Origin of the sequence: Euzebya sp. (assembly GCF_964222135.1) — a bacterium.
In the GTDB taxonomy this organism is placed as follows: domain Bacteria; phylum Actinomycetota; class Nitriliruptoria; order Euzebyales; family Euzebyaceae; genus Euzebya.
Genome location: NZ_CAXQBR010000045.1, coordinates 14,884 through 29,773, shown reverse-complemented (window position 1 = coordinate 29,773; position 14,890 = coordinate 14,884). Strand labels below are relative to the sequence as shown.

Here is a 14,890-nt window from a genome sequence, read left to right as displayed (position 1 = left end):
CATGAGCGACCCCGCCTACGACCCCTCCACCGAGGGCGCGCACGTCGACTTCGCGGCCGACATGTCCTACGGCGACTACCTGCGCCTCGACCTGGTCCTCGGTGCCCAGCAGCCGATCACCGGCCACCACGACGAGACGCTGTTCATCATCCAGCACCAGACGATGGAGCTGTGGATGGCGCTGATCATCCACGAGGTCACCGCCGCGCGGACCGCGATCGCCGAGGACCGGATGCGCGAGAGCTTCAAGATGCTCACCCGGGTGGCGCGGACCTTCGAGCAGCTGAACTCGTCCTGGGACGTGCTGCGGACCCTCACCCCGAGCGAGTACACCGAGTTCCGGGACTCCCTGGGCCGCTCGTCGGGGTTCCAGTCGTGGCAGTACCGGGCGATCGAGTACCTGCTCGGCAACAAGAACGCGGCGATGCTGAAGCCGCACGACCACGACCCGGACCTGGTCGCGCAGCTGCGCGCGCACCTGGAGGCGCCGTCGCTGTACGACGAGGTGCAGCGGGCCCTCACCCGCGCCGGGTTCGCGATCGACCCGGCCCACCTGGACCGCGACCTGGCTGCGCCCTACGCCGCCAACCCCTCGGTCCTCGAGGCCTGGCGGACCATCTACCGCGACCCGACCGCCCACTGGACGGCCTACGAGCTCGGCGAGAAGCTCGTCGACCTGGAGGACTACTTCCGCCGCTGGCGGTTCAACCACGTCACCACGGTCGAGCGGATCATCGGCGCGAAGGCCGGGACCGGCGGCACGTCGGGGACGGCGTACCTGCGCCGCCAACTGGACGTCGTCCTGTTCCCCGAGCTGTGGGACGTCCGCACGTCGCTCTGAGCGTCAGGTCGCTGCGGCGATCAGGTCCCACAGCCGGTCGACGTGCTCGGCGCGGGTGGTCGGCGCGCCGATCGACACCCGCACGTAGGTCCGCCCGTCCAGGACCGACGTCGTCAGGTAGCTGTGGCCGGAGGCGTTCACCGCGTCGGCGATCCGCGTGGTCGCCTCGTCCCCGTCGACGTGGGCGAAGGAGACCAGCGCGAACGGGGTGGGGGCGACCAGCTCCAGCCGGTCGTGCGCGGCGACCCGGCCGGCCAGCTCCCGGGCCAGGCGGACGTGCTCGCGGATCATCGCCCGCAGGCCCTCGGCGCCGTAGCTGCGCAGCACGAACCACAGCTTGAGGGCGCGGAAGCGCCGGCCGAGCGGGACGTGCCAGTCGCGGTAGTCGATGACGGCCCCGCTCTCGGACGCCGAGTCCACCAGGTAGGGCGGCAGGATCGACAGGGTCTCGATCAGCGGCTGGCGGTCGGCGACCCAGAAGACCGAGCAGTCGAAGTTCGTCGCCAGCCACTTGTGCGGGTTGAACGTGTAGGAGTCGACCAGCTCGAGCCCGTCGGCGTGCCCCCGCAGCTCGGGGCAGATGAACGCGCTGCCGGCGTAGGCCGCGTCGACGTGCACCCACATGCCGTGGGCCCGGCCGACCTCGGCGACCGCGCGGACGTCGTCGACCGCCGTCGTGCCGGTCGTGCCGATCGCCGCGCAGACGAACGCCGGGGTCAACCCGTCGGCGACGTCGGTCGCGATCGCCGTGCGGAGCGCGTCGATCGACATCGCGTGGGTGCCGGCCTCGGTCGCGACCAGGCGGATGTGGCCGAACCCGGCGACCATCGCGCCCTTCTCGACCGAGGAGTGCGCCTGGGCCGAGGCGTAGACGACCTGGTCCTCGGCCCGGGCCCCGGTCCGCTCCCGCGCACGTTCCCGTGCCCCACCTGTCCGCGCACGTTCCCGTGCGACCACGAGGGCGGTGTGGGTCGAGTCCGACGCGCTCATCTGGAGCACCCCGCCGCCGGGGCCGGTGGTCTTCCAGGTCTGGGGCACCCCCATCAGGTCGACGAGCCAGTCGAGGACGTGGCTCTCCACCTCGGTCGTGGCCGGGCTGGTCGACCACAGCATCCCCTGCTGGGCCAGGCCGGCGGCAGCCAGCTCACCCAGGATCGCGGGGAACGACGCCATCGCCGGGAAGTAGGCGAACCAGCCGGGGGCCTGCCAGCCGGTCAGGCCGGGCACGACGACGCGGTCGAGGTCGGCCAGGACGTCGCTGAACGGCTCGGGCCGCTCCGGCGCGGCGTCGGGCAGCGCATCGCGCACCTGGCCGGGGGTCACGGCCGGTCGGATCGGGCGCTCGTCGAGGGTCTCCCAGTGGTCGGCGATCCAGTCGACCAGGGCCTTCCCGTGGCGGCGGAACTCGTCGGCGGTCATGTGCGGGACGTCCACCGGACGGATGGTACGGGGGCCGCGCCGGCCCGCCACACCGAGCGTAGGCCACGACCGACCCCAGGTGCAGGCGATCGGGCTGCCCCTCCGGACCTGCCCCCGAGTCCGCCGGGCTGGCACCGTCTGCGGCCATGACCGACCTGCGCGACATCGCCACACCGTTCATCGACATCGCCCACCGGATCGTGTGGGCCAGCGTGGCCACCGTCGACCCCGAGGGCCGGCCCCGCACCCGCGTGCTGCACCCGATCTGGGAGTGGGACGGCGAGTCGCTGGTCGGCTGGATCGGGACGGGCCCGACGCCGCTCAAGCGCGCGCACCTCGCCCACGTCCCCCACGTGTCGCTGAGCTACTGGGACCCCAGCCACGACGTCGCGACCGCGGAGTGCCGGGCCACCTGGCACCACGACGACGACACCTGCCGACGCGTGTGGGACCTCTTCCTCCGCGCACCTGAGCCGCTCGGCTACGACCCGTCGATCATCCCCGCGTGGGACGACCCGACGGACGCGGCCTTCGCGGTGCTGCGCCTCGACCCCTGGCGCCTGCGCGTGCAGCCCGCGGCCGTGCTGGCAGGGGAGGGGACGCCCCTGCGCTGGCAGGCGGCCTGAGCCCGCCGGCGTCGGGTCAGGCGACTGGCGGGGCCGCCGGGTCGATCTGGGACGGGGGCACCTCGAGCTTCTCGCCGACGATCCGGAAGGCCTCCTCCTTCGAGTCGACCTGCACCGCGTCGTCGGCCAGCACGGTCAGCTGGTCGTTCGCGAACTCGAGGAAGCCGGAGCGGACGGCGAAGATCTCCCGTCCCCCGTCGGCGCGCTCGAGCTCCATGGGCGCGGGCGCAAGGAGCAGGAGGGCCGGCTGGTGCCCGCTGAGGATGCCGATCTCGCCCTCGGTCGACCGGGCGTAGCACGCCACGACCTCGCCCTCGAACAGGGCCCGGTCCGGCGAGACGACCTTCGCGTCCATCACCATCTGCACACCTCCGGTGTGACCACCATCGGCTAGGACTCCTCGATCCGCTTGGCGTTCGCCAGCACGTCCTCGATCCCGCCGCAGTTGAAGAACGCCTGCTCGGGGATGTGGTCGAGCTCGCCGTCGATCAGCTTCTCGAAGGACTCGACGGTCTCCTCGATCGGCACGGTCACGCCCGGGAGGCCCGTGAACTGCTCGGCGACGTAGAACGGCTGGGAGAAGAACCGCTGGACCTTGCGGGCCCGCTGGACGGTGATCTTGTCCTCCTCGGTCAGCTCGTCGAGGCCGAGGATGGCGATGATGTCCTGCAGGTCCTTGTAGCGCTGCAGGACCTCCTGGGTGCGGGTCGCCACGTCGTAGTGGCGCTGGCCGACGACCTGGGGGTCGAGGATCCGGCTGGTCGAGTCGAGCGGGTCCACGGCCGGGTAGATGCCCAGCTCGGAGATCGACCGCGACAGCGAGGTCTGGGCGTCCAGGTGGGCGAAGGTCGCGTGCGGGGCGGGGTCGGTGATGTCGTCCGCGGGCACGTACACGGCCTGGATCGACGTCACCGAGTGGCCCTTGGTCGACGTGATCCGCTCCTGCAGCTGGCCCATCTCGTTGGCCAGGGTGGGCTGGTAGCCCACGGCCGACGGCATGCGACCGAGCAGGGTGGAGACCTCGGACCCGGCCTGGGTGAACCGGAAGATGTTGTCGATGAAGAGCAGGACGTCCTTCTGGTCGACGTCCCGGAAGTACTCCGCCATCGTCAGCGCGGACAGGGCCACGCGCAGGCGCACGCCCGGTGGCTCGTCCATCTGCCCGAAGACCAGCGCGGTCTTCTCGAGGACGCCGGCCTCCTCCATCTCGATGCGGAGGTCGGTGCCCTCACGGGTCCGCTCCCCCACGCCCGCGAAGACGCTGAACCCGCCGTGCTGCTCGGCGACGCGCTGGATCATCTCCTGGATGACCACGGTCTTGCCGACGCCGGCACCGCCGAACAGGCCGATCTTCCCACCCTCCACGAAGGGCTGGATCAGGTCGATGACCTTGATGCCGGTCTCGAACATCTTGGCCTGCGGCTCGAGCTCGTCGAAGGGCGGGCTGTCGCGGTGGATGGGCCACCAGTCCGACGGCGAGATGGCGCTCGGGTCGACGTCGAGGGGCTCGCCGAGCACGTTGTAGACGTGGCCCAGGACGCCCTCGCCGACCGGCACCGAGATCGGCTTGCCGGTGTTCCGGACGGTCGTCCCCCGGCTCAGGCCGTCCGTCGGCTGCATCATGATCGCGCGGACGACGCGGTCCCCGACGTGCTGGGCGACCTCGGCGGTCAGCTCGCGGGACTCCCCGTCGAGCTCGCGGGTCAGCTTCAGCGCGGTGTTGATCTCCGGCAGCGCGTCGGGCGGGAACTCGACGTCGATGACCGGCCCGACGACGGTGAGGACGCGGCCCTCGGCGCGATTCGTCTCAGTGGTGCTCATTGGGGCTCCTCTACTGCTGCGACAGCGCTTCCGCGCCGCCGACGATCTCGGAGATCTCGGTGGTGATGGCGGCCTGGCGGGCCTGGTTGAACTCGATGGTGAGGCTGTCGATGACCTCGCCGGCGTTGTCGGTCGCGGCCTTCATCGCGCGCTGCGTGGCCGCGTGGACCGATGCGGCGGACTCGAGCAGGCCGGCGAAGACCTGGTGCTCGACGTAGCGGGGGATCAGCGCGTCGAGCAGCTCCTCGGGCTCCGGCTCGATCATGAACTCGGGGCTGATGCCCTCACCGCCCTCGAAGGCGCGCGCGTCGACCGGCAGGATCTTGACCGCGTTCGGGACCTGGGTCAGCGCCGACTTGAAGTCGGTGTAGACCATCCAGACGCGGTCGATCTCCTCGCGGACGAACTGCTGCACGATCGGTTCGGCGACCGCCCGCGCGTCGGCGTAGCTCGGCTTGTCGGTGATGCCCTCGTGGACGCTCTCCGAGGTCCGGCCCCGGTAGCGGAAGTAGCCGGCGCCCTTCTTGCCGATGGTGTGGAGGTGGACGGTGTGCCCCTCACCCTCCTCCTGGCGGATGATCTTCTCGGCCAGCCGGAGCGCGTTCGAGTTGTACGCCCCGTTGAGCCCGCGGTCGTGGGTGATCACGATGATCGCGACGTCGGTGATCTCCTCGCGGTCGGCGAGGATCGGGTGGGACCCGATCGAGCTCTCCGCCGCCAGGTCCTTGATGACGCGCGAGATGCCCTCGGCGTACGGGCGCGCCTGCTCGACGGCCTGCCGGGCCTTGGTGATCCGGCTGGCCGCGATCAGCTCCATGGCCCGCGTGATCTTCTGCGTCGACTTGACGCTCGAGATCCGGCGGCGGAGGGTGCGGAGTTCTGCTGCGCCTGGCATCGGGTGGGGTTCCTAGCGGGTCGGGGTGGGCGGGACCGGGTGGGCGGCCAGTTGCCGGATCACTGGCTGAGCGTGTCGAGGTCCTCCATCGTCACGTGCTCGTCCTCCTCATCGGTGACCGCCGAGGCCTGGAAGCCCTGGGCGAAGGACTCGACGCCGCCCTTCATCTCCTCGACGGTCTCGTCGGAGAAGTCGCCGCCGGAGATGCGGTCCAGCAGCTCGGCGTGGCGGGTCCGGAACCACTCGCGCAGCTCGAGCTCGTACCGCTTGGCGTCCTCGACCGGGACCTCGTCGAGGTAGCCGTTCGCGGTGGCCCAGATGGCGAGCACCTGCTCGCCGACGGGCACCGGCTGGTACTGGCCCTGCTTGAGGATCTCCTGGGTGCGCCGGCCGCGGTCGATCTGGGCCTGGGAGGCCTTGTCGAGCTCGGAGCCGAACTGGGCGAAGGCCTCCAGCTCGCGGAACTGCGCGAGGTCGAGGCGCATGGTGCCGGCGACCTTCTTCATCGGCTTCAGCTGCGCTGACCCGCCCACGCGGGACACCGAGATGCCCACGTTGATGGCCGGCCGCTGGCCCTGGTAGAAGAGGTCGGTCTCGAGGTAGATCTGGCCGTCGGTGATCGAGATGACGTTGGTCGGGATGAACGCCGACACGTCACCGCCCTTGGTCTCGATGATCGGCAGGGCGGTCATCGACCCGCCGCCCAGGTCGTCGGACAGCTTGGCCGCGCGCTCGAGCAGGCGGGAGTGCAGGTAGAAGACGTCGCCGGGGTAGGCCTCGCGGCCCGGGGGACGGCGAAGGAGCAGCGACAGCTGGCGGTAGGCGTCGGCCTGCTTGGAGAGGTCGTCGTAGATCGCCAGCGCGTGCTGGCCCTTGTACATCCAGTAGTTGCCGAGGGCGGCGCCGGAGTACGGCGCGAGGTACTGGAACGGCGCCGGCGACGACGCGGGCGCCGAGACGACCGTCGTGTACGCCATCGCCCCGTTCTCCTCGAGGCGCGCGACGACCTCGGAGACCGTCGACCCCTTCTGGCCGATGGCGACGTAGATGCACTTGACCTGCTTGTCCGGGTCGCCGGACTCCCAGTTGGCGCGCTGGTTGATGATCGTGTCGACGCAGACCGCGGTCTTGCCGGTCTGGCGGTCGCCGATGACGAGCTGGCGCTGGCCGCGGCCGATCGGCGTCATCGCGTCGATGGCCTTGATGCCCGTCTGCATCGGCTCGCCCACCGGCTGGCGCTGCACCACCGAGGCGGCCTGGACCTCGAGGCCGCGCACCCCGTCGAGCTTGGACTCGTCCAGCGGGCCCTTGCCGTCGATCGGCCGGCCCAGCGGGTCCACGACCCGGCCGAGGTAGGCGTCGCCGACCGGGATGGAGAGGACCCGGCCGGTCGGCTTGACGGCGTCGCCCTCCTCCACACCGGAGGCGTCGCCGAGGATGACCGCGCCGATCGAGGTCTCGTCCAGGTTGAGGGCGAGGCCGAGCAGCTGGCGGCCGTCGTCGCCGACGCCGAAGTCGAGCAGCTCGTTCGCCATCGCGTCGGGCAGGCCGCTGACGCGGGCGATGCCGTCACCGGACTCGATGACCCGGCCGACCTGCTCGCTCCTGACCGACGGCTGGTAGGCGTCGATCTTCGACTTGAGGATGGCGGTGATGTCGTCCGCGCTGAAGAGGTCTGTCATCTCCGGTTCGCTTTCCGCTCGGGGTGTGGGGTGGGGTCGGGTCAGCCGGTCGGGTCAGGCCGTGGCCAGGGAGGACCGCAGGTCGGTCAGCCGCTTGACCATCGAGCCGTCGATGACGGTGTCGCCGAGCTGGACGACGACGCCGCCCAGCAGGTCGGGGTCGACGGTCACCTTCAGCTCGACCGGGCGTCCGACGCGCTGGGTCAGGGCCGACTCGAGCGCGCGCCGCTGGGCGTCGCCGAGCGGCTTGGCGGAGCGGACCTGCGCCACGGACGCGCCGCGGGCCTCGGCGGACTCGGTGACCGCGGCGTCCGCGATCTCCGAGATGTGCCGGATGCGGTCGGCCGCGAGCAGCATCTGCACCGCGGCACCCGTCGCGGGGTGCGCGCGGCCGAGCAGCTCGGCGACCGCGGCGCTGCGCGCCTCGAGCGCGACCGACGGGTCGGTCAGCGTCGCGCGCAGCTCCGGGCGGCCGTCCACCGCGGCGGCGAACTGGTACAGCTCGTCGGCCACGCGGTCGGCCACGCCCTCGGCCCGGCCGATCGCGATGACCGCAGAGCCGTAGGAGTGGACGAGGTCGTCTGCCATGTCAGGTCCTCAGCGGTCTCAGTTGTTGGTCGACAGCTGCGAGATGAAGCTGTCGACGAGCTGGTCGTGGCGGGACTGGTCGACCTCGGCGCCGACGATCTTCGCGGCGATGTCGGTCGACAGCGTGGCGACCTGACCGCGGAGCTCGGCGAGCGCGCGGGTGCGCTCGGCCTCGGCCTCGGCGGCCGCGCGCTGCTTGATCGCCTCGGCCTCCTGCTCGGCGCTGGCCACGATCTCGCTTCGCATCCGCTCGGCCTGGGCCTTCGCGTCCTCCACGATCTGCGCGGCCTCGTTGCGGGCCTCGGACAGGCTCGCCTCGTACTCGCGGCGGGTCTTCTCCGCCTCGGCCAGCTGGGTCTCGGCCTCCTCGATGCGGCCCTGGATGGCGGCGCGGCGCTCGTCGAGCGTCTTGTTGACCTGCGGGAACACACGGCCCCACAGGACGGCCATCAGCAGCCCGAAGGCGATGAGGCCCCAGATCAGCTCCGCGAACGGGGGGAGGAGCGCGATGGACTCCCCCTCGCCACCCTCGGCGGCGAGGAGCATCAACGCGTGCACGGTCGGCATGGGTGCCTCCCTACGCGTTGATGATGAACGCGAGCACGAACCCCAGCAGGGCGAGGGCCTCGACCACGGCGATGCCGATGAACATCGTGGTGCGGACCTGACCAGCCGCCTCGGGCTGGCGTGCCATGGACTCGATCGCACCCCGGATCAGCATGCCCAGGCCGATGCCGGGACCGAGGGTCCCGAGGCCGAAGACCAGGCCGACGCCGATGACGCCGATGTCACCTTCCATGTCTCTTTCCTTTGCTCAGGTTGTGACGGTCGACCGCTCCTGGGCCGTCACCGTCGCTTGCACGTACGGACAGATCGGTGGCTAGTGGGCGGGCTCCACGGCGCCGGCCAGGTAGACCGCGGCGAGGATCGCGAAGATGTAGGCCTGCAGGAAGCTGACGAACATCTCGAAGCCGACGGCGAGGGGGCTGACCAGCAGGGTCAGGATGCCGATGGGGAGGCCGAGGAGGTTCGAGCCCTCCTCGACGAGGCCCGGGATGCGGAAGAACGCGTGGGTCGCGAGGAACACGATCGTCAGGAGGATGTGGCCGGCGACCATGTTGGCGAACAGACGGACGGTCAGCGTGAGGGGCCGCAGGATGAACGTCGAGACGATCTCGATGGGGGTCAGCAGCAGGTAGACGGGCTTCGGGACGCCCGGCGGGAACGCGACCTCCTTGAAGTACGCGAGCCCCTGGTACTTGATGCCGGTCGCCACGAACGTGATGAGGGTCACGATCGCGAGCATCGCGGGGTAGCCGATCCGCGAGCTCGGCGGGAAGTTCACGAACGGGATGACCTCGAAGATGTTGTTCATGAACACGAACAGGAAGATCCCGGTCAGGAACGGCGCGAACTTGCGCCCCTCCTCCCCGATGATGTCCGTGGCGATCCCGTCGCGGATGAACTCGATGATCGACTCGCCGGCGGACTGCAGCTTGCCGGGCACGACCTTCGGGTTGGCGAAGGCCGCCAGCATGAACCCGGCCGAGATGATCACGCCGACCAGGACGATGATGTAGACCCGGCTGATGTCGGTCCCGGCGATCTCGAAGAGCGCCGGCGGGTTGAAGATCTCACCGGCCGGCGGGAGGGAGAAGTCACCGCCGTACGGGCCTTCCGCTGCGAGGACGAGGTTCACGCGTGCTGCCTTTCGGTGCCGGTGGGGTTGAGGGGTCCGCGTCGGCCACCGGCCGCGGCGTCGACCCAGAAGAAGCGGGGATCACGGGCGGCGGCGACCATCTCGGCGGCCACGGAGGCGACCAGGCCGACCGCCACGCCGGCGCCGAGTGCGCGCATCGGCAGGTCGGTCAGTCGCCACAGGGCGGCCAGGACGGCCACGCCGAGCATCAGGCGCTGGGCGAGCGCGACGAGCGCCATGGTGACCACGACGTCGGTCCGGGCGGCACCCGCCCGGGCGCCCATCCGGTACAGCGGCAGCGCGGAGAGCGCCAGCACCGCGACGAGGGCCGATCCCAGGGCGACCGCCAGCGCGTCGGCGGCGGGCACCACGGCGAGGGCGACCGCGCCGGCGGGCAGCGCCGCGGCGAGCGCGCCGAGGGCACCGGCCGTGGCCAGCTTCGCCTCGGGTGCGCTGATGGCCGCACGCCCTGATGGGGTAGCCGTCGATCGCATGGGTGGGATGGAACCTCGTGGTGTGTCTCCGGTCCGCGGGTGCGGACCGGCGGCATGTGGCAGCGGCGTCTAGCGGCTGGCGCTGTCGGTGGGGCTCGTGCTGGTCGTCTGCGGTCGTGGAGCGCCCTCGGAGGCGGGGGTCGTGCCCCCGCGCACCTCACCGGCCCGGGACCGGATGTATAGCAGGTAGATGCCGCAGGCGTTGCCCACGACGAACCCGATGCACATCAGGACGGGGCTGGTGTCGAGCAACCGGTCGAGGAGCCACCCGATCCCACCCCAGGTGAAGATCGCGGCGAGGAACTCGGCGGTGAACTCAGAGGACTTGTCGGTCGCGGTCGAGCCTGCCCCGAGCTGTGACGGTCTCATGCGTTCACCTCCCGGCCGGTCGACGTTGACCAGCGTGGGGTGGGCAGTCGTGACCACGTGCCACTACGCCTCTCCCTCGCTTGTGAAAACATACACAAAGTCCTCAGGACTGCCAAACGCCCAGGTCAGGTGGGGGTTCCCTCGCCTCCGCCGGCTCGCGGCCACCGCCGCGGATCCGAGGAGGGGTGGGCCACCACGTTGTCAGCCCGGTCGATCGCGCGCAGCCGTCGACGGTGGCGGACCGCGTCGAGCCACTGGTAGGCGAGCAGCAGGAGGGCGACGGGACCGGCGGTCCGCAGCACCAGCTGGCCGTCGACGAGGGTCGGTCCCACGGTCGCGACGGCGAGCAGCGCCGACCACGCGTACAGCACCAGGACCGCGCGGCGCTGGCTGTGGCCGATCTCGACGAGCCGGTGGTGCAGGTGCTTCTTGTCCGGGCTCGAGATCGAGCGGCCGCTGCCCATCCGGCGGATGACCGCCATCGTCGTGTCGAGGAACGGCACGGCCAGGACGAAGACGGGGATCAGGACGGGCACCGAGGCGACGAAGAAGTCGGTCCGCGTGGGGAAGTCGGTGTTGCCGATCGCCGACACGCCGGCCGCTCCCATCAGCAGGCCCAGCAGCATCGACCCGGTGTCCCCCATGAAGATCGACGCCGGGTTGAAGTTGTAGACGAGGAACCCCAGGCAGGCGCCCACCACGGCGGAGAGGATCATGCCGGCCGAGGAGATCGTCGGGGTGATCAGCACGTCGGTCTGCGGCGCGAGCTCGATGTAGCAGAACAACGCGGCGGCTGCGATCGCGACGATCCCGGCGGCGAGGCCGTCGAGGCCGTCGACCAGGTTCACCGCGTTGATCATCGCGACGACGGCCACGATGGTGATCAGGGCCGACGCGTCGGGCGAGAGGCTGAAGATCTCGCCGGCGCCGAAGGGGATGTAGACGTAGTTGATCGTCAGCCCGAACAGCACCAGGGTGGCGGCGGCCAGGACCTGCCCGGCGAGCTTCACGCCCGGGCTCAGGTTCCGGGTGTCGTCGATGAGGCCGACCAGGGTGATGACCACGGCCGCCAGCACGATCGTCTCGGGCTCGGAGGTGGTGCGGAACAGCTCGTCGAACGCCCCCAGCCGGGTCGCCGCGCCCAGGGCGGCGAGGATGCCGGCCAGCATCGCCAGGCCGCCGAGCTCGGGGGTCGGCGTCTCGTGGATGTGGCGCTCCCCGGGGACCTTCACCGCGCCGAGCCACGGCGCGACGCGCTTGGCCAGCGGCGTCACCGCGACCACGACGACGAAGCTGACCGCGGCCACGACCAGGTGGTCGAGCAGCTGGGGGTCCATCGCGTTCACGGTACCGCCGCGACGTAGCATGTCGGCGCGGCGGCGGGGTCCGGCGCAGGTGGACGACGAGGAGGACCGGTCGGTGTCGACGAGCGCGCTGCTCAAGCGGGGGGCGTGGACCCTCCTGACCCTGCTCGTCGCCCTGAGCGCCCTGCACGCGGTCACCTACGGCCTGCCCGGCGACCCGATCCGCGCGCTGTTCGGGCTCGAGCGGCCGGATCCGACCCTCCTCGCGGAGCTGCGGGCCTCCTTCGGGTTGGACGAGCCGTACCCGGTGCAGCTGTGGCAGTACCTGAGCGGGCTGGTCACCGGTGACCTCGGGCCCGTCTACCGGCTGGCGCCGGGGGGCCTCGCCCCGAGCCCCGGCAGCGTCGGCGAGCTGATCGGCCAGGGCATGCCCCACACCCTCCGCCTGGTGGGGGTGGCGGTGGTCCTGCAGGTGGTGGTCGGGACGCTCGTCGCGGTGTGGATGGTCGACGCGTCGGTGCGGCGGCGCCAGACGATCATGGCGCTGGTGTCGTTGGGGGTGGCGATCCCCGCCTTCGTGGCCGCGAACATGCTGGCGGCCACGGTCCCCTGGCTGGTCGACGCGTCCCGGGTGCTGGTGGGTGCGGCGTGCCTGGCCGCCGCGCCGGCGGGGATGATGGCGATCACGGGCTTCGCGGACGTCCGGACCTCACGCCGGTCGTCCTACGTGCAGCGGGCCCGGTCCGCCGGCGTGGCCGAGCGGCGGGTCAAGTGGCTCCACGGCCTGCGCCCGGCCATGGCCCCGATGGTGTCGCTGGCGGCCTCCCAGACGGGGTTCATGCTGGCGACCGCCGTGGTCGTCGAGCCCGCGGTCGGCATCCCCGGCATCGGCCGCCTGCTGACCACCTCGCTCCAGACCCGCCAGGGCCCGACGACCCTCGCCGTCGTCGGGGTGTTCCTGATCGCCGTCGCCGTGGTCAACCTGCTCGCCGACGTCACCACGACACTCCTCGACCCCCGGGTGACGGACGCGATCTGAGGTCGGGGTGCGCGGCGCGGGCCTCCTGCCGACGGGTTGACTCGAATCCCACGAATCGACTCCGGAATCCCACGGATCGACTCCGTGGTCCCGGTCACGACGCGCCCCCTGCCCACGAATCGACTCCGGAACCCCACGGATCGACTCCGATCTCCGGTCCAGAACCCGGCTGACCTGGGGTGATGCCCACGGATCTGCACCGTCACCTTCCGGACCTGCCGGTTCCGGAGTCGATCCGTGCGGTGGAGGGTGGGGAGACCGCCGCGCCTCGGAGTCGATCCGTGGGAGGGGTGGGGGTGTGGGGGAGGGTGCGGGCCGACGTGGGGGCGGGGGCGTGGCTCCGACACGGTTATCCCCAGGTGACGGCGATCGGCCCCGCCCGGCTGCGGGGGACGGTGCAGGGTCGGGGGATGCACGCCACGCCTCCGCTCCCCTGGCCCGTGATCCAGCGCATCCGGTCCACACCGGGGCGGATCATCGACAACACGACGATGGAGCGGCTGGGGCACGATCGGTTCCAGGTCGCGGACTGGGTCCGCGACGGTCGGCTGGAACGGCTCGCCCCCGCCTGGTGCCGTGAACCGGGCGACGAGGCACCGCACCAGGCCGCGCACCTGGCGACGGCGTACCTGCGACGGCACCGGCCGGACGAGCTCGTGATCATCAGCGGGGACCACGCCCTCGGCCTGCAGATCCCGGATCACCAGCCGACGGGATCGCCGATGGCGCTCGTCGAGCACGGCCGGCGGGTGCGCACCCGGCAGGAGCCGTGGCAGACCGTCCAGTGCCACGACCTCTCGTCGGTCCCGACCACGACGGCCCACGGGCTCACGATCGCGCGGAGCACCCGGTCCCTCGCCGACCACGCGGCGGGTCCGGCCAGGAGCGACGGTGCGGTCCGCGAGCTGGTCTACCTCGCGATCAACCGGCTGCGCCTGTCCCCCGCCGAGCTCGTCGCGGGCTGGTCCACGATGGATCACCCCGGTGCCCGGCGGTTGCTCGAGCTGGCCGCGGACGGGTCGTTCGAGCACGAGAGCCCCGCGGAGCGAGACTGCTTCCTCGACATCTTCAGCCCCCACCCGCCGGTCCCCGACTGCCAGGTGTGGATCGCAGAGAACATCCGCGCCGACTTCGCCTACCTCTTCGCGGCCCTGGTGATGGAGTACCACGGGGAGGAGACCCACGCCGGCACGGTCGACCGCGACGCGACCAAGCAGTTCGCCGCGCGCTCGCTCGGCTACGACCACCTGGTGATCACCAAGTCGGTGCGACGGGACCCCCGTGCCGTAGCCCTCCACGTCCACGAGGTCCGACGCCGGCGCGAGGACCTGATGCTCCGCGGGCAGCTGCGCCGTCCACCCCTCCCCCCGCAGCCCACCAGGTTGACGCCACTGCGGACCCTGGTCCCCCTCGGCTGAGGATCAGCCGCCCGCCGGGATCGCACCCGGGCGGGCAGGGCCGTGCCGTCCATCCCACGAATCGACTCCGGAGACCCCCACCACGCCGGCACCTCGCGCACATCCGTGGGAGGAACCGCAGGTCAGAGCCTCACGGCCGGTGTGAGCGAAGTCGATCCGTGCACCTGCGGAGTCGATCCGTGGTGCCGGAGGATGGGAACCCACCCCTCAGCCCTGGCACTCCTCGACCTCGATGGCGTGGATGCCGTCGACCCGGGTCTGGTGGCGGCCGCCCTCGAACGGTTCGGCCAGCCACAGGGCGAGGATCTCGTCGGCGAGGGCCGGCGCGACGATCCTCGCCCCCATGGCCAGGACGTTCGCGTCGTTGTGGGACCGGCTCATCCGGGCGGTGTACAGGTCGTTGCAGAGCGCCGCGCGGACGCCGTGGACCTTGTTCGCCGACATCTGCTCGCCCTGGCCCGATCCGCCCAGCACCACCCCGCGGTCCGCCTCGCCGGCCACGACCGCACGGCCGACGGCGGCCATGATCGGGGGGTAGTCCACGCGCTCGGGGGAGTCGGTCCCGAGGTCGATGACCTCGTGGCCGAGGCTGGCGATGACGTCGACGAGGTGGACCTTCAGCTCGTACCCGGCGTGGTCGGCTCCGATGGCGATGCGCATGGCCGGTCACCCTATCCTCGCCTGCGCGCCCCGGG

General features: G+C 71.4%; 17 protein-coding genes. 4 read left to right on the top strand and 13 right to left on the bottom strand.

All coding sequences use genetic code 11. The features are described from left to right. Position 1: 1 nt before the first annotated feature. On the top strand, positions 2-841 hold the full coding sequence (kynA, locus tag ACEQ2X_RS10260) for a tryptophan 2,3-dioxygenase (protein WP_370325716.1): 840 nt from the start codon (positions 2-4) through the stop codon (positions 839-841). A gap of 3 nt (positions 842-844) precedes the next feature. Here kynA and ACEQ2X_RS10255 read toward each other — a convergent pair whose 3' ends face one another. Next, a complete protein-coding gene (locus ACEQ2X_RS10255) occupies positions 845-2,275 on the bottom strand; it encodes a pyridoxal-dependent decarboxylase (protein WP_370325715.1) in 1,431 nt (476 codons plus the stop codon). 131 nt (positions 2,276-2,406) lie between these two features. Here ACEQ2X_RS10255 and ACEQ2X_RS10250 point away from each other — a divergent pair, with 131 nt between their 5' ends. Beyond that, positions 2,407-2,886 carry a pyridoxamine 5'-phosphate oxidase family protein gene (locus ACEQ2X_RS10250; protein WP_370325714.1) on the top strand — a complete coding sequence of 160 codons (480 nt, stop codon included), beginning with the start codon at positions 2,407-2,409 and terminating at the stop codon, positions 2,884-2,886. 16 nt (positions 2,887-2,902) lie between these two features. Here ACEQ2X_RS10250 and atpC read toward each other — a convergent pair whose 3' ends face one another. From atpC to ACEQ2X_RS10195, 11 genes are all read right to left on the bottom strand, one after another. Further along, entirely contained in the window at positions 2,903-3,241 is a 339-nt protein-coding gene (atpC, locus tag ACEQ2X_RS10245) for an ATP synthase F1 subunit epsilon (protein ID WP_370325713.1), read from the bottom strand. Between the two features lie 35 nt (positions 3,242-3,276). Next, positions 3,277-4,707, bottom strand: a complete 1,431-nt coding sequence (gene atpD, locus ACEQ2X_RS10240; protein ID WP_370325712.1) for a F0F1 ATP synthase subunit beta — start codon at positions 4,705-4,707, stop codon at positions 3,277-3,279. A gap of 10 nt (positions 4,708-4,717) precedes the next feature. Next, on the bottom strand, positions 4,718-5,602 hold the full coding sequence (locus ACEQ2X_RS10235; protein ID WP_370325710.1) for a F0F1 ATP synthase subunit gamma: 885 nt from the start codon (positions 5,600-5,602) through the stop codon (positions 4,718-4,720). Between the two features lie 59 nt (positions 5,603-5,661). Next, complete coding sequence (gene atpA / locus ACEQ2X_RS10230) at positions 5,662-7,284, bottom strand: F0F1 ATP synthase subunit alpha (RefSeq protein ID WP_370325709.1); 1,623 nt, start codon at positions 7,282-7,284, stop codon at positions 5,662-5,664. Between the two features lie 54 nt (positions 7,285-7,338). After that, complete coding sequence (atpH, locus tag ACEQ2X_RS10225) at positions 7,339-7,872, bottom strand: ATP synthase F1 subunit delta (RefSeq protein ID WP_370325708.1); 534 nt, start codon at positions 7,870-7,872, stop codon at positions 7,339-7,341. An 18-nt stretch (positions 7,873-7,890) separates the two neighbouring features. Continuing rightward, positions 7,891-8,439 (bottom strand): F0F1 ATP synthase subunit B, encoded by a 549-nt coding sequence (gene atpF, locus ACEQ2X_RS10220; RefSeq protein WP_370325707.1) that lies wholly within the window; start codon positions 8,437-8,439, stop codon positions 7,891-7,893. Between the two features lie 10 nt (positions 8,440-8,449). Further along, complete coding sequence (atpE, locus tag ACEQ2X_RS10215; RefSeq protein WP_370325706.1) at positions 8,450-8,671, bottom strand: ATP synthase F0 subunit C; 222 nt, start codon at positions 8,669-8,671, stop codon at positions 8,450-8,452. An 81-nt stretch (positions 8,672-8,752) separates the two neighbouring features. Beyond that, on the bottom strand, positions 8,753-9,571 hold the full coding sequence (atpB, locus tag ACEQ2X_RS10210) for a F0F1 ATP synthase subunit A (protein WP_370325705.1): 819 nt from the start codon (positions 9,569-9,571) through the stop codon (positions 8,753-8,755). After that, entirely contained in the window at positions 9,568-10,065 is a 498-nt protein-coding gene (locus ACEQ2X_RS10205) for a hypothetical protein (protein WP_370325704.1), read from the bottom strand. The genes atpB and ACEQ2X_RS10205 overlap by 4 nt, the downstream gene beginning before the upstream one ends. Positions 10,066-10,134: 69 nt before the next feature. Next, positions 10,135-10,434 (bottom strand): AtpZ/AtpI family protein, encoded by a 300-nt coding sequence (locus tag ACEQ2X_RS10200; RefSeq protein ID WP_370325703.1) that lies wholly within the window; start codon positions 10,432-10,434, stop codon positions 10,135-10,137. 125 nt (positions 10,435-10,559) lie between these two features. Next, positions 10,560-11,771, bottom strand: a complete 1,212-nt coding sequence (locus ACEQ2X_RS10195) for an MraY family glycosyltransferase (protein ID WP_370325702.1) — start codon at positions 11,769-11,771, stop codon at positions 10,560-10,562. Between the two features lie 82 nt (positions 11,772-11,853). On the opposite strand from ACEQ2X_RS10195, the gene ACEQ2X_RS10190 reads away from it, so the two are divergent. Further along, complete coding sequence (locus ACEQ2X_RS10190) at positions 11,854-12,777, top strand: ABC transporter permease (RefSeq protein WP_370325701.1); 924 nt, start codon at positions 11,854-11,856, stop codon at positions 12,775-12,777. A 410-nt stretch (positions 12,778-13,187) separates the two neighbouring features. Further along, complete coding sequence (locus ACEQ2X_RS10185) at positions 13,188-14,195, top strand: hypothetical protein (RefSeq protein WP_372530558.1); 1,008 nt, start codon at positions 13,188-13,190, stop codon at positions 14,193-14,195. Positions 14,196-14,402: 207 nt separating this feature from the next. Here ACEQ2X_RS10185 and rpiB read toward each other — a convergent pair whose 3' ends face one another. Then, positions 14,403-14,855 carry a ribose 5-phosphate isomerase B gene (gene rpiB / locus ACEQ2X_RS10180; RefSeq protein ID WP_370325699.1) on the bottom strand — a complete coding sequence of 151 codons (453 nt, stop codon included), beginning with the start codon at positions 14,853-14,855 and terminating at the stop codon, positions 14,403-14,405. Positions 14,856-14,890: the final 35 nt, after the last annotated feature.